This is a genomic window from Providencia rettgeri (genome assembly GCF_001874625.1).
GTDB classification, from domain to species: domain Bacteria; phylum Pseudomonadota; class Gammaproteobacteria; order Enterobacterales; family Enterobacteriaceae; genus Providencia; species Providencia huashanensis.
In genome coordinates, this window is record NZ_CP017671.1 from 3,769,495 (window position 1) to 3,787,298 (window position 17,804).

The window sequence follows — 17,804 nt, forward strand, 5'->3', positions numbered from 1 at the left end:
GCCGTTAGGGTGCTTATAAAGTCCGTTTTAAAGGGGTATATCAATGTCTATTAAATTAAAATCTATCGCAGTTGTCGGCGCGCTATTAGGCACTCTAGTTCTCACAGGTTGTGGTGAGAAAGAAAAAGATGCCAACAGCATTAAAGTTGGTGTGATCATGGGCAAAGAATTAGAAGTTGCTGAGGTTGCACAAAAAGTTGCTAAAGAAAAGTATGGCTTAAATGTTGAATTAGTTTCATTTAATGACTTCGTTTTACCTAATGAAGCATTAAGCAAAGGCGATATTGATGCTAACGCATTTCAACACAAACCGTACCTTGATCAACAAATTAAAGATCGTAACTATAAATTAGTTCCTGTGGGCAATACTTTTATTTACCCAATTGCAGCTTATTCTAAAAAAATTAAATCAGTTGATGAATTAGCCGATGGTTCACAAATTGCGCTACCTAATGACCCGACTAACTTAGGCCGCTCTCTACTATTGTTACAACAGCAAGGTTTGATCAAATTAAAAGAGGGCACAGGTTTAATGCCTACTGTTCTGGATGTGGTTGAGAACCCAAAAAACCTGAAATTTGTTGAATTAGAAGCACCTCAATTACCACGAGCTTTGGATGACCAAAAAATTGCTCTAGCCATTATCAATACCACTTGGGCAAGTAGCGCAACACCAAAATTAACACCAGCAAAAGATGGTTTATTCGTTGAAGACAAAGATTCTCCATATGTGAATGTTATTGTTGCCCGTGAAGATAATAAAGATAACGAAAATGTGAAGAAATTTATCCAAGCATATCAATCGGATGAAGTATCTAACAAAGCTAATGAAGTCTTTGATGGTGGTGCAGTTAAAGGCTGGTAATCTTTTTTATTATTAAAAAAACGATTAAAATACTAGGTGGCGTAATGCCATCTAGTATTTTTTGCAATTTATAGACTACAAAACATAGCAACTTAATTTTAGTAACCATATAAGAAAGGTATAACTTATGAGACTGTTATTGCTCACCTTGGTGGCTTTTACGCTAGCCGGGTGTGGAATTAACCAATACACAAGTCCAGGGCAAAACAAAGGTTTCACTAGTATGAAATTGTCTAAACCTGTACCTCGTGTCACAGAACCAGACACCGCAAATGTCAAATTAATGAATAGCCCTGAAGAGCTGTTAGGCATGCCTTTCAAAGACTTAGGTGTTGTTTCTGGGGAATCTTGCCGTGAAAGTGTTCAAAGCCCTCCGGCAAATCTAAACACAGCAAAAAACAGCATGTTAACCCAAGCTGCTTATATTGCCGCCGATGCAGTGCTTTTACATCAATGCCAAACAATGACCTCACCGGGCTGTTATCAGGCAACCATTTGTGAAGGCAGTGCATTACAAATTGTTGAATAATAAATCAATGCAATCTTTTCAATTTAATGTTATTGGCCATATTGAATCACCTTATAAAGAAAAGTTTGCCATCCCGCGCCAGCCTGGACTCGTTCTAGGCGGTGTAGGACGCCTACATTTACACCCGCCTTATAATGACCCAAACACTGTTCGAGGGCTCAAGCAATTTAGCCATATTTGGGTTTTATTTATTTTTCATCAAACGATGGAAGGCGGTTGGAAGCCTTTAGTTCGTCCGCCGCGCCTTGGTGGCAACCAGAAAATGGGGGTTTTTGCGACGCGTTCAACTTTTAGACCAAACCCTATCGGTATGTCACTTGTTGAATTAAAAGGGATAACGGAAAAAGATAATCAAGTTATCCTTGACCTAGGTAGCCTTGATTTACTTGATGGTACGCCAGTGATTGATATTAAGCCTTATTTGCCCTTCGCTGAAGCGTTACCAGAAGCCATTGCAGGATACGCACAAGAGGCGCCTACAGACGATATGCAGGTTATATTTACTGTACAAGCCCAACAGGAATTAAATCTCTATCAAAGACAATACCCTAAATTGAAACAATTTATTGAACAAGTACTAATGCAAGACCCTCGTCCTGCTTATAAAAAACAATCTACTGAAATTCGTGACTACGCTGTCCATTTATTAGATTTTAATATTCGCTGGCGAGTAATTCGTGGTGTGACTGAAGTATTCGCTATTGAACCGTATGAAAAAACGCGTTAACCCCTTTTGGCAAATGTCAGTCACTGGTAGACTAGCTCTCTATATACCTTGGTAAGCAAACGACTTATCATAATTTGTTGTTCTAATGGAACCTATACAATGCGTACTAGCAAATATCTGCTCTCAACTCTAAAAGAGACCCCTGCGGATGCAGAAGTTATCAGCCATCAGCTGATGCTGCGTGCAGGAATGATCCGTAAACTTGCTTCTGGTCTGTATGACTGGTTACCCACTGGCGTGCGTGTACTACGAAAAGTAGAAACCATTGTTCGTGAAGAAATGGAAAATGCAGGTGCTATCGAGGTATCTTTACCCGTAGTTCAACCGGCAGATTTATGGCAAGAAAGTGGGCGTTGGGAACAGTATGGTCCTGAATTGCTACGTTTTGTTGACCGTGGTGAACGGCCTTTCGTTCTAGGCCCAACTCATGAAGAAGTCATTACTGATTTAATACGTAATGAAATCACCTCTTATAAACAACTGCCTTTGAATTTATTCCAAATTCAAACTAAATTCCGTGACGAAGTTCGCCCACGCTTTGGTGTCATGCGTTCACGTGAATTTATCATGAAAGATGCATATTCGTTCCACATCAATCAAGAATCGTTACAAGAAACTTACGATGCGATGTACGACGCGTATAGCAAAATTTTCACTCGCATTGGCTTTGACTTCCGTGCAGTCCAAGCGGATACCGGCTCAATTGGTGGTAGCGCTTCTCACGAATTCCAAGTACTTGCGAAAAGTGGTGAAGACGACGTTGTTTTCTCAACGGAATCTGATTTTGCTGCAAACATTGAATTTGCTGAAGCAGTTGCACCTACGGCACCACGTGGAGCAGCAACAGAAGAAATGCGTTTAGTCGATACTCCAAATGCAAAAACTATTGCTGAGCTGGTCGAACAATTCCATTTACCTATTGAAAAGACAGTTAAAACATTAATTGTTCACGCCAAAAAAGATTCTGGTCATACATTGGTCGCGTTGTTAATCCGTGGTGATCATGAGCTTAATGAAATTAAAGCGGAAAAACACCCCTTAGTTGCGAGCCCACTTGAGTTCGCTTCTGAAGAAGAAATTAGAAATGCGGTAAATGCAGGTCCGGGTTCTTTAGGCCCTGTTAATATGCCATTACCTATCGTTATCGACCGTAGTGTTGCAATAATGAGCGACTTTGGCGCGGGTGCGAATATTGATGGTAAACACTATTTCGGTATTAACTGGGAACGTGATCTACCGACTCCTGACACTTTTGATCTGCGTAATGTCGTTAATGGTGACCCAAGCCCAGATGGTAAAGGGGTACTACAAATTAAACGTGGTATCGAGGTCGGTCATATTTTCCAATTAGGGACTAAATACTCTGAAGCGATGAAAGCTTCTGTCCAAAATGAAGAAGGCCATAATCAAATCGTGACAATGGGTTGTTATGGTATTGGTGTAACTCGTATCGTTGCAGCAGCTATTGAACAAAGCCACGATGAGCGTGGGATCATTTGGCCGGATGCGATTGCACCATTCCAAGTTGCAATTTTGCCAATGAATATGCATAAATCTTACCGCGTTAAAGAAGTTGCAGAAAAACTGTATGCTGATTTAAAAGCCAACGGTATTGATGTTATTTTTGATGACCGTAAAGAGCGCCCTGGTGTGATGTTTGCCGATATGGAATTAATTGGTGTGCCATACACCATTGTTATTGGTGATCGTAATTTAGATAATAACCAAGTTGAATACAAATCTCGTCGCAGTGATGACAAAGACTTGGTTGGTCTAGACAATGTGGTTAGCTTCTTAAAAGAAAAGTTAGCAGCTCGTTTAGTTAAATAACCAAAACAATAAAAAGCCCCCAGCCATTGGTTCTCCAACTATTGGGGGCTTTTTTTAAATATCTCGATATGAACCAATTTTAAAGCCACGCTCTAAGATCCGCATCTTTAAATTCTCTGAGGTCAGCACTTCTAATTCATTCAACCGTGGATAGGCATAATTGCTTTTTAATAAAGCATTATCAATAAATGCAGGATGACTCATTATCTCAATGGAGCGATTTCCATGTAGTTTCGCTTCGTCTAAAATCTGCAAAAATAATGACTCACTAATTTTATCACCATAAAACTCACTACTAAAAGAATCAGTGCTAGCAACTTGATATGACAAAGGCGGCCAATTTTTTTCTAATTGACGATCAACTCGCAATGCAATACCTTTTTCCTGTGCAAAGTTAACAATGATAGGAAAGACCCCTTCTATCATATGCACATGGTGATGGCTATCTATGTGACTTGGCTTTCGACCGAAAACCTCAATAAATTTCTGGTATTGCTGATTTAGCTCTTCTTCAATTTCATTTAATGGCAATTCATTTGTGTCTATATCCCACAACCATTTACCAAGCAAACCATCACGACACAAAGATGGCATCGATGAAAAAGGTTTGCCCGCGGTTAAAACAAAATGCATACCTACCGCTAAATTAGGGTAATCATGACTTAATTTTGCGGCATCCGATATCGCAGGCATATTCATCATAGCCGTAGTTGAATGAACAACTCCATTTCGATGGGATTCAATGATCCCATAGTTTACAGCGCGACATAATCCAAAATCATCAGCATTAACAATAAGTAATGAAGACATAGTATTTCCCTTAACCCTGTATATAATCGCCCTATTTACTTTCCTGCTCTAATTTTTTTATCACTTCATCAAAGTTAGGCAGGTATTTTTTATGAGCAATTAACAATTCTTTTGAAATTAAACGAGCATCTTTATCAGAGTGAATTAATGGATTTAGATTCATAGCCAATAAGACATCATTAAAATCACCATTGGTTGCAGCTCTACTTGTTGCTATTTCAAAATTTTTCAATGTATAAATTAACCCTAGTACCTTATCATCGAAATGCGTAATTCTTGGATGAGGCATAGCACCATCACGTCCAAGTATACAGGTCATTTCTACAGTCCAATCGCTTGGAATATTATCAATATGGCCATGGTGTGGGATATTTACATAGTGCTCTGTCTTTTTATCATTGTAGATTGCATTTATCACTTCACAGGCAGCATCCGAATAATATGCTCCCCCCCGCAGCTCTAATTCCTTAGGTTTAACATCGAGGGATGGGTTTTTATAAAGCTCGAAAAGTTGATGCTCAACTTTTTGCACAATTTGTGCTCGAGCCCCACCTTTATAATATTCGCCAAGCTCTATTGCTAACATTTCTTTAGGTTTAAAATAGTATAATAAATACGAGCAAGGGATTAGATTTAAGCCTCTAATTAACCCTTCTTCAAAGGCTAGGTCAGTAATGTTTTTTACTGAATTTGCGCTTAATGTCCCTGCGGCAATTCCTTCTAATAGTTCATCAAAGCGTGATACACCATTTACAATAACATCTTTGATAAAAACCATATGGTTTAAACCAAATAGATCTATTGATAACTCATCTTTTTCAGATAGTTGCAAAACATCTGTAATAAACATTTTCATACCTATTGGAATATTACAGACACCAATGAAGCGTTTAAAATCAGTATGACGATATACTGCTTCTGTCACCATACCTGCTGGGTTGGTAAAATTAATCACCCATGCATTTGGGCAAATCTCTTCAACATCTTTAATAATATCGAAAATAACAGGAATGGTACGTAACCCTTTAAATAACCCACCAGCACCGTTAGTTTCTTGCCCTAAATAACCATGTTTTAACGGAATTGACTCATCCAGCTCACGCGCTTTTAATTGACCAACCCTTAATTGAGTCGTAACAAAATCAGCATCTATTAATGCTTCTCTTCGATCTAATGTTTTATATAATTTTAAAGGGACTCCTGCATGTTTAACCATACGCTCACATAAGTTAAAAATAATATCTAACTTTTCTTTCCCTTCTTCAACATCAACTAACCATAATTCCGTAATAGGTAATTCGTGATACCGCTTAATAAAACCTTCTAACAATTCAGGTGTATAGCTACTACCACCGCCAATAGTGACAACTTTTAATTTCTGAGTCATATTAACCTCATTGAACCTTATAAAATGAATATAGAAAAGCACACCATCTTTATCAAAAGATGGTTATGCTTGAGTTTTCTTAAAAGAAAAATTAACTTAAATAAAAAATTAACCCACCATTTTTTGCTCAACACTAAATAGATTTTTTCTATAATCACTTGGTGTTAATGATGTTAACTCTTTAAATTTTTTCACAAATAAACTGGGGCTACTATACCCTGATTCAAATGCAATATCGGTAATTGAATAATTAGTTATTTCAAGCTGTTTTTTAGCAAAATTAATTCTTATATCATTAATAATTTGCATCGGCGTTTTGCCATAATATCGTTTTGTTGCGCGAGTTAAATACTCTTGTGATTTGCCAGTAATTGTTATCATATTTTGCAACGCACTTTCACTAAACATCGCGATATCATGCATTTCTTCCAATGTACTTTTTAACCATTGGGGGGCATCATCCCGCATGCTTTTCTCACGAAAATGGCGTAACCGATTAACTACGTTAAATGTAACTAATTCAATAAATTCATTAAATTCACTATCGCGGAAGTTCAATGATGCGATTACCGATTCGATATAAGCCATAAATTCATTTTTTAATTGGTAGCTTTGTGATGCAACAAAGCAATTTGGTAATAATGGCAAATAATGCTTATCGAAAAATGATTTACTGATACCCACATTTAATATCCGTGTAGGACCAAAGTCATAAGCACTTTCATGGTAGGAGCCAATTGGTAGAAATACAAAATCCCCACGCTCTAATAAAACTTTTTTTCCATTTATAATTTGATAACAACGACCAGTTAGAACAATCATATATTCATAATAATCGTGTTGATGCAGTCCACTTGCACTCTCAACTTTATTATAAATAAAGACATGAAAGGTTTTATTATTAAAAAGTTCACTTTCTTGAACCAATTTAATCTCAGCATTAGTGTCGGTTCTATTCATCAGTGTCTGCATCATGAGCCTCTCTCTAATGATTTATTTTTTCATGTAACTCAATTAATTCTGTAATTAATTCACGGGCTAACATAGCATTCATTAAGTGATCTTGAGCATGAACAAGAACTAAACTCACTTTGATTCTCCCTTCTCCCATATCACTTTCAATCAATTGAGTTTGTACTTTATGAGCTTCATTTAATGAAGCATGAGACTGCTCCATTAAACTTTTCGCTGTCACGAAATCACCCGCTTTGGCTTTTTTCAGCGCAGTGTAGGCTAAACTTCGAGCTTGCCCCGCATTAATAATTAACCCCATGACAACTTCTTCTAGTTCATTGCTTGCGTCTTCTTGGATATCATCAAGTTCAAACATATTTTTATCTCGACTTAAATGGGAGGAGCAAGCTCCTCCATATTTTAAAACTTCAGTGCATTCGCAATATCTTCTTCACTTTCTTCTTCATCTATCGTGTTTTGGGCTTTATTCGAAATGACCACAAACGGTAGATAAACAAGAACAGCAACACCAAGGTTGAATAAGGCAAGTAATAAGGCAGCAATACTTCCATTGGTGTTAAAGAAAGCAGCCAAACCTGTTGGCATCGTCCACGGAGCAATATTTGTCACCGGTGGGATGATCCCTAAAGAATATGCTGCCACCATTATTCCTGCCAATAATGGCTGAATCAAAATAAAGGGGATAAACATCACAGGATTCATAATGATCGGTAAACCAAAAATAATAGGCTCATTAATTTGGAAGATACCTGCAGGTAAAGCTAACTTAGCAACTTGGCGATGATCAGCACGACGTGAAGCAATAAAAATTGCAATAATCAGACCTAATGTCGCCCCTGTTCCACCTAAAAACACATAGGAGTCAAGCATAGGCTTCGCCCACATATGGAAGGATTTACCAGCTGCAATTGCTGCGTCAACTGAGCCATACTCTGCATATAAAGAAACGTTTTCTAATGCCCAAGGCGTCATAATACCGCTATCTAACGCCGTTAATGCTAATGAACCATGGATACCAAAAAACCACAGCAGCGACGTAAAGACCACATAAGCCCATCCAACCACATTTCCCATCGATGCTAAAGGCGTTGAAACACTATCCATGATAATTTGATGAAAATTAGTGCTAATCCCCGTTAGCGCCCATGACACTATTCCCATAATAGATAAGATAATAAAACCAGGAATAAGTGCAGAAAACGAACGTGAAACTGATGGCGGAACGCTATCTGGTAATTTGATAACCCAATTACGGCGGACAATAAAAGTGAACATTTCAGCGACGACTAATCCTAAAATAATCCCTGAAATGATATTTGCTCCACCCAACCAATTCGCCCCAACGGCATAGGCACCATTTACATCATAAGGTGTTACTGTCATAAAAGAAGCTATAGCAAGTAACCCTGCGGCTAGCGGGTCAACTTTGCGTTCTTCTGCTAATGCCATGGCAATAAAGAAAGGGGCCATTAGAGACATAATACCTAGTGTCCCATTATAAACATTTCCCCCTATCACTTTAAAACCGTTTAATGTTTCGATTGTTGAAGGTTCTAATCGAACACCTAAAGAATAAAAAAACGACCCTGTATCAAAACTAAGAAAAACATTATTAATTAGTACAAACATAGCCCCAACGAGTGTTAGAGGCATTATTCTAATAAAACCATTCTTTATTGCATTAACATGAGGCTGCTTTCCCAATCGAACCGCGAATGGAAGGAGTACCTTTTCAAGCGAAGTGATAACAAGACTCATAAAAATACCCTCAATTTTTTGAGTATGCTCCATTCTTAATTAGCTAAAGATCGTATTAGCACCAATATCGATGGAGTTATTATGTAATAGAGGTAGTTAGTAGCGCTCTAATATTAACCTGCTGTTTGGTTTTTAATGATTGCCACGGCCGCTTTTAACACTCCTAATCCATCAACCTTGCCGTACAAAAGTGAGTCAATCACCTCAACGGGTTTGTTCGGCAATAATTTTTGAATATCAGATTGCATCCAAGCAATTTGCGGCCCAAGTAATACCAAATCAGCATCGACACCTTTTTCTGCTGCTAAGCTTTCAGGGAAAGCTTCAATGTTGACTGGTACATCATATTTCTCTGCCTGTTGCCTCATTTTGTTAACTAGCAGTGAGGTAGACATCCCCGCAGAACAAAATAAATAGATATTTTTTTTCTTCATTCCTTATCCTTAGATTCGTTCTATCTTTTAATTACCGCTGTAATTTATAAGTTTTTTTGCAGACTTACAGCATTTACTAACACTACAAACTAAAAATAAAAATTCTTTCTAGTTGAATGAAGTATACGTACTTCCCCTAGTTTTCGATATTTCAATGTCATCAAGAATTGTCTCTCATTGACTAATCGTTATGACCCCCCTCACATTTATACAAATATTTTGCGTTAATAAAAAAGTTATATTGATATCAAAAAAGCAAAGGCTGGTGAATATATTGATAAATCGAAGGGATTTTGGCTGATATTTTAGATAGTTAATAAAAGAAAAAGGCTCAATATAACTATTGAGCCTTTAATAGAAATGGATGTACTAAGATTAGTTACAAGAAGCAGATTTATCGAAATTGATGTTACCTGTAGGAACTAATGCAGGATCAAATTGACCATCTTCCATTGATGGACGAACAGTATAATAACCTTCTAACTCAACATACACCGGTGTTCCACCATCAATACCTGTTTCACTATATGCTTTTTCTAATTCAATACCTGATGCTGAATATTGGCGCCCACTTTCACATTCAGTGAACACAGCAGCGTCCGCCATATAACGGTACTGACCTATTTTTTTGCTTGGCTTAACTTTCTCTAACGTATAATTCATTTGCGATTCAATCGGATTACCTTCTAAATCAAGTAAAGTAACCGACTTCCCATCCGCAGCTTGAGAGAAATAAGTATTCTCACCTTTTGGGTTAGTTGTGCGTAATTTGTTATCTTCAATAGCCCATTTACCTGAATCATGGAAAGCACTATCGCCATCCTTTGTTCCTAAATAGATCAATTGCTCAACATAGCTGCCATCTTGGTTAACTAATAAGGTTGCTTCAATACCAGAACAGTCTGCACAAGGTAGTACACCTGTGTAAACATTATCTACTGGTGATGATTCTGTATTTTTTGCAACTGTCTGACAGCCAGCTAACGTGACAGCCCCAACAGCCATTAATACTAACATTAGTGATTTTTTCATTATAATACCCTTAAAATCATACATTTTTATTCGTTAACCGATTTCTCAATCATAACATTTCAAAACTTAAAAAAACGGCAGGGATAAGAAAATTCGGACATTACTGATAAAATACGTTATGAATTAATTTAATGAATAAGAATTGTCTTTTTCCTCTAGCTACGATTATAGTTATTAAATTTACTGTGCTATTATCGTAGCAAGCGCTTTTTTGCTTGATACAACATGTTCAAGGCGGCAATAACCGCCACTAACACAGTGGTGAGGGAATATGTCTACAGATACTGAATATCAACCTATCAATTGTGATGATTACGAATATCTAGAAATTGCATGCCAACGTCAATTAAAGTTACAGATAAAACTTAATGACGGCGAGAATATTGAAGGGCAGGCCAGTGATTTGCTCCTGCGAAAAAAAGTCGAGTACCTGATTGTTGAAACGCATGAAGGAACCAAGGAACTACGACTGGATTGCATAAACTCCTTCAGTCATCCAGAAATCGGCACAATTGTTGTCGACCACTCTCACTAATACTCACATTATTGAGTCCTTCTATCCCCCCTTATGATAATCACAGTCATAAGGGGTTTCTCTTTATAACAGCGCCTTAAATACACTGCCTTGCTGCCAATCAATCGCTATCCCTAATTGTGTCTCATCAGCCAGCCCTTCAGGCGTAATAAAACAACCTACAGCCGTGATAAGCTGGTCATTATAATAAACTAGAGGCACTCGCTCACGCATCCACGGAGCAACCCCCAGTTCTTGCCATAGCTTTTTGCTACTTCTTGAACGATGGCGACCCACGATATTCAATGTGCCTTGCAACCCAAAGCGAATAGTTGCTGTTTCATGAGGCAACGGAGGGCGTATTTGCCCTTGCCCAGCCATAACATGAAGTACACCAAGAGATTCTGGCAATTCAAATGGTTTTGGATAATGCCATTGAAACTGCTTGTTCGCTAAACTATTAATACGCTTAATAACCCATAATGCCCCTTGGTACCGACGAACTTCAAATTGGCCTAATCGGCAAATTGGGTCGGCATCTTGTCGAGCTAAAGCAACTTCTTGCCAAATTCGTTCTAATTGGTTAAAAGGTGGCATCGGGAGTTGATGCAAACCTATCCAACGGCGGATTAATGCATTACGCTTTGATAATGAACAATCTTGTAGGTCATCAATAAATAGCCCACCTCGATAATCCATCATGCCTTCTAGCGTTTCCTTCAATAATTCATCAAGTAACGTTTCTTGTTCAGCACATAAAGCTGCGCTACGAGCAACAGCATGCGGAAAGTGCGGCCAACGTTCTGTTAATGCAGGCATGATATGTAGACGAAGAAAATTCCTATCATAGCGATCATCTTGGTTACTATCGTCCTCAACCCACGCAAGTTGGTTTTCCTGCATGTAAGTTTCTAACTCAACACGTGGCGTTGAAAGTAACGGGCGCAATAGCCACGTAGCCCCACTCAAAGCAAGAAATGGTAACGATTCAGGCATAGATGATAACCCTGCGGGGCCACTGCCTCTCTTAAGCGCCAACATAAATGTTTCTGCTTGGTCATCAAGATGCTGTGCCGTCACTAGGATTTCATTTGCCATTAACTCTTCACGGTAAGCTTGATACCGCGCATCGCGTGCGGCTGCTTCAACCCCTTTTTGGCTGGGGTCAACCGTCACATGTCGGCAAATAAAAGGGATATCCCACTGTGAGCATAACTGAGCACAATGTTGTTCCCACGCATCCGCTTTATGGTTTAGCCCATGATGAATATGTATTGCGCGGATACTCAATGTAGGAAGGTGAGTTTGCCGAATTTGAAAAAGGGCATGCAATAACACCGTTGAGTCAATGCCGCCACTAAAGCCCACCAATAGCTGCTCAAAACCCTGTATTTTATTTAAAATACGCTCAATGATGATATTTGATTGCTGCACTATTAGCCTACCCTTATTCACGATTTCTGACTTTCCCTTTTATACCAACACATAAAACACCTGAAATGATCACAAGCAACACCCCTATGATATAGGCGATTTCAAACGGATCACTTAAAATTAATACCAACCACAGCACCGATAGTACAGGGGACAAAAACACGACAGAGGCGATTTTTGCCGAATGGCCCGTATTCATTGCTTTAAACCATAGAATATACGAAACGCCGTTGATTAAAATACCATTAATCAGTGTTGGCCAAAAAGCAGCTTTTGAGGGTAACTGTACTTCGCTAAACAGTAGCAGTAGCACAAGCGAGGTCAGTGTGGAGAAGATAAATAGCCATACTGTACTGATATAAGGGTCGATCGAATATTGCCGAGAAAAAACGGACATTAGCGCAAAACAAAAAGCACCACTAAAGACTAATAATAGCGCCGTTGGGTTTTCTACATGCAGCTGAGTAATTTGCCCCTTGGTAAAGGTAATTATCACGGCAATAAACCCAATAATAATGCCAACTATTTGCCTACCCGCTAACTTATCCTTTAATAATACCACTGACAGCAAAATAATAATTAATGGCCAACTGTACTGAATAACTAAGACTGCAATTCCATTTTCGATGGAATAACCGTAATACAATAGTAAGTAGAACAAACAATCCAAAAAACCAAGAATAAACACTTTTTTTATCGTGTTTCTAGGTAAAATAAACAGCTTACTCACTTTATAGCCAGAACCTAAAGCAACAATCACGACAGATATTGCTGATATCAAATTAGACCAAAATAGAAACTGAAAACTATCCATTCCTGCTTGCCCTAAACGGGAAACAATAGGAATAAAGCTCCATATCAATACACAAGCCAAAGCGTACATTAGGTAATTATATTGTCTCACTTTAGTTCCTATCTATTGTTCTTCTTAGCAGATAACCGAATGGCAATTTAGACCTTAACTTATCGGTTATATTAGAAAATAAAAAACGGGAGCAAGCAAAAGCAAACTCCCGTTTTTTTAACTAATTAACGACTCGCAATTAGCAGTAACCGTATTCCATTAAACGTTGGTAACGACGGTTTTTCAACGCTTCCGCGTCTAATAACTCTAATTCGTTAAGGTCTTCAGTGAGGCGAGCTTTTAAATGCTCTGCAATCTCATCATAATTACGATGAGCACCACCTAAAGGTTCAGCCACAACATTATCAATTAGTTTCAATTCTTTCAGACGAGGTGCGGTGATCCCCATCGCCTCAGCCGCTAATGGGGCTTTATCAGCGCTTTTCCACAGAATGGATGCGCAGCCTTCCGGCGAAATAACAGAATAAGTACTGTATTGCAACATGTTGACTTTATCGCCAACACCGATTGCCAGTGCCCCACCTGAACCACCTTCACCAATAACGGTACAAATAACCGGAACGGAGAGGCGTGACATCTCACGTAAGTTACGAGCAATAGCTTCTGATTGACCGCGCTCTTCAGCACCAACACCAGGGTATGCGCCTGGAGTATCAATGAATGTAATAATCGGTAGATTAAAGCGTTCAGCCAATTCCATCAAACGCAAAGCCTTGCGATAACCTTCAGGAGCTGGCATACCAAAATTACGACGGATTTTTTCTTTTGTTTCACGCCCTTTTTGGTGACCAATAATCATCACTGGACGACCATCTAAACGTGCCATTCCGCCCACAATAGCTTTATCATCCGCATAGGCACGGTCGCCCGCTAATTCTTGGAAATCGGTAAAAATGCGCGGGATATAATCCAAAGTATAAGGACGACGTGGATGACGAGCAAGTTTAGCAATTTGCCAAGCACCCAGATCAGAGAAAATTTTACGTGTCAGTTCAACACTCTTTTCACGTAAACGAGCAACCTCTTCATCTAGGTTGACTTCTAAGTTGTTATCTTGACGGCTAACCGCTGTTAGAGAATCAATTTTCGCCTCTAATTCCGCAATTGGCTGTTCAAAATCAAGAAAATCCAGACTCATAATATTCCTATTTTAGTCAAATTCTAATTCTACCTGCTCACTACCCAGCAGAGTTCGAAGATCGTTCAGAAGGGGATCTACGGGTGTCACACGCCAAACAACGCCAAATTTAAGCTTAGCTCTGGCATCATCCTTCTGGTAATACAAATGAACCGGGATCGTTCCTGAACGGTGAGGTTCAAGAGTACTACGAAGCCGATTCAGTAATTGATCGTTAATTTGTTTGTCTGACAGTGAAATTGCAAGCCCTCGTGCATATTTTTCCCTTGCTTCACCAATATCCATTAACTCACGCACTGTCATTTTATTACCACCATTGAAATCATCAAAGCTGACCTGACCGGTGGCTATCAGGATATTGTCTTTTTCCAGCAGGTGCTGGTACTTATCGAGTGCATCTGAAAATAGCATAATATCCAGACGACCGGAACGATCATCAAGCGTACAAATACCTATTCTATTACCACGCTTGGTTGTAATCACTTTAGCTGAAAGTACTAAACCTACCACAGTTGTCACTTGACCACGAGGGGTTGGGTTCACATCTTTTAATCTAAGACCGTTAGTATAGCGTTCTATTTCGCTCAAGTATCGTGTTATTGGATGCCCTGTTAAATATAAACCAAGCGTTTCCCTTTCACCATCCAAAACCACTTGCTCGGGCCATTTCGGTACGCTAGCGTAAGAACTTTCCACCTGCTCTGGTGCGTCCGCTAATACGCCAAACATATCAGCTTGGCCAATAGCTTCTGCTTTCGCATGTTGATCGGCGGCTTTTAATGCATCTTCTAATGAAGACATTAATGCCGCACGATGAGGGCCTAATCGGTCAAAGGCCCCCGCCATAATCAGTTTTTCCATCACCCGTCGGTTAATTTTTTTTATATCAACACGGGCACAGAGATCAAAAATTTCTTTAAAGAAGCCACCTTGTTGACGAGCTTCAACAATCGCCTCAATCGGGCCTTCACCAACCCCTTTAATCGCGCCAATACCGTAAACTATCTCACCCTCGTCATTGACATGGAAATGATAAAGCCCACTATTGATATCCGGTGGCAATACTTTTAATCCCATTCGCCAACATTCGTCAACTAAACCAACCACTTTTTCTGTATTATCCATATCAGCGGTCATTACTGCGGCCATAAATTCGGCTGGATAATGGGCTTTTAACCATAAAGTTTGATATGAAACTAATGCATATGCAGCTGAGTGAGATTTATTAAACCCATAACCGGCAAATTTCTCTACCAAGTCAAAGATTTTCATTGATAGCTCGCCGTCAACACCATTTTTGATTGCGCCTTCTTCAAAAATGGACCGTTGCTTGGCCATCTCTTCTGGTTTCTTTTTCCCCATAGCTCGACGCAGCATATCTGCACCGCCAAGTGTGTAACCAGCCAAAACTTGCGCAATCTGCATAACCTGTTCTTGGTACAGAATAATGCCATAAGTTGGTTCTAGAACAGGTTTTAATGACTCATGTTGCCACTGTACATCAGGGTAAGAAATTTCTTCGCGACCATGCTTACGGTCAATAAAGTTATCTACCATCCCTGATTGTAAAGGGCCGGGACGAAAAAGAGCAACTAAGGCGATCATATCCTCAAAACAGTCTGGACGTAACCGCTTGATCAAATCTTTCATTCCACGGGATTCTAACTGGAATACCGCCGTGGTTTCTGAGCGTTGTAACATATCGAAGCTTTTTTGATCATGCAATGGGATCGCTGCGATATCAATCGGATCTAAATTTTTCTTGGCTCGACGTGCGTTGATCATTTCCAACGCCCAGTTGATGATTGTCAGTGTGCGTAAACCAAGGAAGTCAAACTTCACTAACCCTGCGTATTCAACATCGTTTTTATCGAATTGAGTAACAGGGTTATTTCCTTCTGCATCACAATACAGCGGCGCAAAATCAGTAATTTTCGTGGGGGCAATAACGACACCACCCGCATGTTTCCCTGCGTTTCGGGTCACACCTTCAAGCTTACGCGCCATATCAATAAGCGCTTTAACTTCTTCATCAGCTTCGTATATTTCTGGCAATTGGGGTTCAGCTTCAAAAGCTTTTTCCAATGTCATACCTGGATCAGGTGGCACTAATTTCGAAATTCTGTCAACAAAACCATAGGGGTGACCAAGCACGCGCCCTACATCTCGGATAACCGCTTTTGCAGCCATCGTACCGAAAGTGATGATTTGCGAAACAGCATCGCGCCCATACATATGAGCAACGTGTTCAATCACTTGGTCACGTTTTTCCATACAGAAATCGACGTCAAAGTCTGGCATCGAAACACGTTCAGGGTTAAGAAACCGCTCAAACAGTAAGTCAAATTCCAAAGGGTCAAGATCAGTAATTTTTAAAGCATAAGCGACAAGTGAGCCCGCGCCTGACCCCCTGCCCGGCCCTACAGGGACACCATTATCTTTTGACCACTGGATAAATTCCATTACGATCAAGAAGTAACCGGGAAACCCCATTTGGTTAATAACGTTTAGCTCAATATCTAAACGCTCATCATACTCGGGCCTCTTTTCTGCCCTAACTTTTTCATCTGGAAAGAGAAATTCTAAGCGCTCTTCAAGCCCTTCTTTTGAGCGTAAAACCAGAAAATCTTCCGTTTTCATATCCCCAGTAGGGAATTGTGGTAAGAAATATTCACCAAGACGGATGGTCACGTTACAACGCTTAGCAATCTCTACACTGTTTTCTAACGCTTCAGGGATGTCAGCAAATAGCTCACACATCTCTTCTTCAGAACGTAAATATTGCTGAGGGCTATAATTTTTAGGCCTTTTAGGGTCGACAAGTGTAAACCCATCATGGATGGCAACTCGGATCTCGTGAGCATCGAAATCACTACTTTCAATAAAACAAACGTCATTGGTAGCAACAACAGGTAAGCCTTTTTTAGTGGCTAGCTCAACGGCTGCGTGTAAGTAGCTTTCTTCATCCGGTCGACCAGTTCTTATTAACTCTAAATAATAACTGTCTGGGAAATGGGTTTCATAAAATTCAAGACATTCATCGACAAGCGCCTGATTACCTCTTAAAAGAAATTGACCGACATCTCCTTTGCGCCCACCTGAAAGTAAAATCAGGCCTTCTTTATGTTTTGCTAACCAATCACGGTGGATTGTTGGGCCTATTGCCCCATAACCTTTTTGATAGGCTTCAGAAATCAGCAAGGTTAGGTTCTGATAGCCTTCATTATTACGCGCTAAAATAGTTAAATGTGAAATTTCATCGCCTAATAATTCACTTTCAACATAAAAATCTGCACCAATAATTGGCTTAATCCCTGCACTATGGGCAGCCCCATAGAACCTAACTAACCCACAAAGGTTAGTAAAGTCTGTGATTGCAAATGCGGGCATTCCCATAGCGGCCACTTTTTTAACTAATGGACCCGTTTTAGCTAACCCATCAATCATGGAATAGTCACTATGGACACGCAAATGAATAAAACGAGGAGATGCCATCGAATTTCTAC

16 protein-coding genes are annotated in these 17,804 nt (G+C 39.5%); 5 read left to right on the top strand and 11 right to left on the bottom strand.

The features are described 5' to 3' along the window. The first annotated feature begins 43 nt into the window (after positions 1-43). The 4 genes from RB151_RS17460 (at position 44) to proS (ending at position 3,951) form a co-directional block, all read left to right on the top strand. Positions 44-865, top strand: coding sequence for a MetQ/NlpA family lipoprotein (locus RB151_RS17460; RefSeq protein ID WP_042848960.1), 822 nt, complete (start codon positions 44-46; stop codon positions 863-865). 127 nt (positions 866-992) lie between these two features. Then, positions 993-1,394 carry an Rcs stress response system protein RcsF gene (gene rcsF, locus RB151_RS17465; protein ID WP_042848961.1) on the top strand — a complete coding sequence of 134 codons (402 nt, stop codon included), beginning with the start codon at positions 993-995 and terminating at the stop codon, positions 1,392-1,394. A gap of 7 nt (positions 1,395-1,401) precedes the next feature. Then, a complete protein-coding gene (gene tsaA / locus RB151_RS17470; RefSeq protein ID WP_042848962.1) occupies positions 1,402-2,121 on the top strand; it encodes a tRNA (N6-threonylcarbamoyladenosine(37)-N6)-methyltransferase TrmO in 720 nt (239 codons plus the stop codon). Positions 2,122-2,220: 99 nt separating this feature from the next. After that, positions 2,221-3,951, top strand: a complete 1,731-nt coding sequence (gene proS, locus RB151_RS17475; RefSeq protein ID WP_071548566.1) for a proline--tRNA ligase — start codon at positions 2,221-2,223, stop codon at positions 3,949-3,951. A gap of 54 nt (positions 3,952-4,005) precedes the next feature. Here proS and chbG read toward each other — a convergent pair whose 3' ends face one another. The 7 genes from chbG to nlpE all read right to left on the bottom strand — a co-directional run bounded on the left by chbG (position 4,006) and on the right by nlpE (position 10,347). Further along, positions 4,006-4,761 (bottom strand): chitin disaccharide deacetylase, encoded by a 756-nt coding sequence (chbG, locus tag RB151_RS17480; protein ID WP_048606326.1) that lies wholly within the window; start codon positions 4,759-4,761, stop codon positions 4,006-4,008. A gap of 31 nt (positions 4,762-4,792) precedes the next feature. Beyond that, entirely contained in the window at positions 4,793-6,148 is a 1,356-nt protein-coding gene (locus tag RB151_RS17485; protein ID WP_042848966.1) for a 6-phospho-beta-glucosidase, read from the bottom strand. A 108-nt stretch (positions 6,149-6,256) separates the two neighbouring features. Then, the gene (chbR, locus tag RB151_RS17490; RefSeq protein ID WP_081363971.1) at positions 6,257-7,123 is read right to left on the bottom strand and encodes a transcriptional regulator ChbR; all 867 of its coding nucleotides are present in this window, start codon (positions 7,121-7,123) and stop codon (positions 6,257-6,259) included. A 10-nt stretch (positions 7,124-7,133) separates the two neighbouring features. Beyond that, the gene (chbA, locus tag RB151_RS17495) at positions 7,134-7,478 is read right to left on the bottom strand and encodes a PTS N,N'-diacetylchitobiose transporter subunit IIA (protein WP_071548567.1); all 345 of its coding nucleotides are present in this window, start codon (positions 7,476-7,478) and stop codon (positions 7,134-7,136) included. A gap of 44 nt (positions 7,479-7,522) precedes the next feature. After that, a complete protein-coding gene (gene chbC, locus RB151_RS17500) occupies positions 7,523-8,881 on the bottom strand; it encodes a PTS N,N'-diacetylchitobiose transporter subunit IIC (protein WP_042849009.1) in 1,359 nt (452 codons plus the stop codon). Between the two features lie 113 nt (positions 8,882-8,994). After that, positions 8,995-9,315 carry a PTS sugar transporter subunit IIB gene (locus RB151_RS17505; protein ID WP_042848968.1) on the bottom strand — a complete coding sequence of 107 codons (321 nt, stop codon included), beginning with the start codon at positions 9,313-9,315 and terminating at the stop codon, positions 8,995-8,997. Positions 9,316-9,690: 375 nt separating this feature from the next. After that, the gene (gene nlpE, locus RB151_RS17510) at positions 9,691-10,347 is read right to left on the bottom strand and encodes an envelope stress response activation lipoprotein NlpE (RefSeq protein WP_071548568.1); all 657 of its coding nucleotides are present in this window, start codon (positions 10,345-10,347) and stop codon (positions 9,691-9,693) included. A 271-nt stretch (positions 10,348-10,618) separates the two neighbouring features. Between nlpE and rof the strand changes: the two genes are divergently transcribed. Next, complete coding sequence (rof, locus tag RB151_RS17515) at positions 10,619-10,882, top strand: Rho-binding antiterminator (RefSeq protein WP_042848970.1); 264 nt, start codon at positions 10,619-10,621, stop codon at positions 10,880-10,882. A gap of 63 nt (positions 10,883-10,945) precedes the next feature. Here rof and tilS read toward each other — a convergent pair whose 3' ends face one another. The 4 genes from tilS to dnaE form a co-directional block, all read right to left on the bottom strand. Beyond that, positions 10,946-12,295 (bottom strand): tRNA lysidine(34) synthetase TilS, encoded by a 1,350-nt coding sequence (tilS, locus tag RB151_RS17520; RefSeq protein WP_048606322.1) that lies wholly within the window; start codon positions 12,293-12,295, stop codon positions 10,946-10,948. Between the two features lie 13 nt (positions 12,296-12,308). After that, the gene (locus RB151_RS17525) at positions 12,309-13,199 is read right to left on the bottom strand and encodes a DMT family transporter (protein WP_042848971.1); all 891 of its coding nucleotides are present in this window, start codon (positions 13,197-13,199) and stop codon (positions 12,309-12,311) included. A 139-nt stretch (positions 13,200-13,338) separates the two neighbouring features. Further along, a complete protein-coding gene (gene accA / locus RB151_RS17530; RefSeq protein WP_042848972.1) occupies positions 13,339-14,298 on the bottom strand; it encodes an acetyl-CoA carboxylase carboxyl transferase subunit alpha in 960 nt (319 codons plus the stop codon). A 12-nt stretch (positions 14,299-14,310) separates the two neighbouring features. Beyond that, on the bottom strand, positions 14,311-17,793 hold the full coding sequence (gene dnaE, locus RB151_RS17535) for a DNA polymerase III subunit alpha (RefSeq protein WP_042848973.1): 3,483 nt from the start codon (positions 17,791-17,793) through the stop codon (positions 14,311-14,313). Positions 17,794-17,804 lie beyond the last annotated feature (11 nt).

Bases quoted from the DNA above. Each gene is read 5' to 3' on its own strand.
- RB151_RS17460 (WP_042848960.1), top strand. From the start codon at position 44: ATGTCTATTAAATTAAAATCTATCGCAGTTGTCGGCGCGCTATTAGGC.
- rcsF (WP_042848961.1), top strand. From the start codon at position 993: ATGAGACTGTTATTGCTCACCTTGGTGGCTTTTACGCTAGCCGGGTGT.
- tsaA (WP_042848962.1), top strand. From the start codon at position 1,402: ATGCAATCTTTTCAATTTAATGTTATTGGCCATATTGAATCACCTTAT.
- proS (WP_071548566.1), top strand. From the start codon at position 2,221: ATGCGTACTAGCAAATATCTGCTCTCAACTCTAAAAGAGACCCCTGCG.
- chbG (WP_048606326.1), bottom strand. From the start codon at position 4,761: ATGTCTTCATTACTTATTGTTAATGCTGATGATTTTGGATTATGTCGC.
- RB151_RS17485 (WP_042848966.1), bottom strand. From the start codon at position 6,148: ATGACTCAGAAATTAAAAGTTGTCACTATTGGCGGTGGTAGTAGCTAT.
- chbR (WP_081363971.1), bottom strand. From the start codon at position 7,123: ATGATGCAGACACTGATGAATAGAACCGACACTAATGCTGAGATTAAA.
- chbA (WP_071548567.1), bottom strand. From the start codon at position 7,478: ATGTTTGAACTTGATGATATCCAAGAAGACGCAAGCAATGAACTAGAA.
- chbC (WP_042849009.1), bottom strand. From the start codon at position 8,881: ATGAGTCTTGTTATCACTTCGCTTGAAAAGGTACTCCTTCCATTCGCG.
- RB151_RS17505 (WP_042848968.1), bottom strand. From the start codon at position 9,315: ATGAAGAAAAAAAATATCTATTTATTTTGTTCTGCGGGGATGTCTACC.
- nlpE (WP_071548568.1), bottom strand. From the start codon at position 10,347: ATGAAAAAATCACTAATGTTAGTATTAATGGCTGTTGGGGCTGTCACG.
- rof (WP_042848970.1), top strand. From the start codon at position 10,619: ATGTCTACAGATACTGAATATCAACCTATCAATTGTGATGATTACGAA.
- accA (WP_042848972.1), bottom strand. From the start codon at position 14,298: ATGAGTCTGGATTTTCTTGATTTTGAACAGCCAATTGCGGAATTAGAG.
- dnaE (WP_042848973.1), bottom strand. From the start codon at position 17,793: ATGGCATCTCCTCGTTTTATTCATTTGCGTGTCCATAGTGACTATTCC.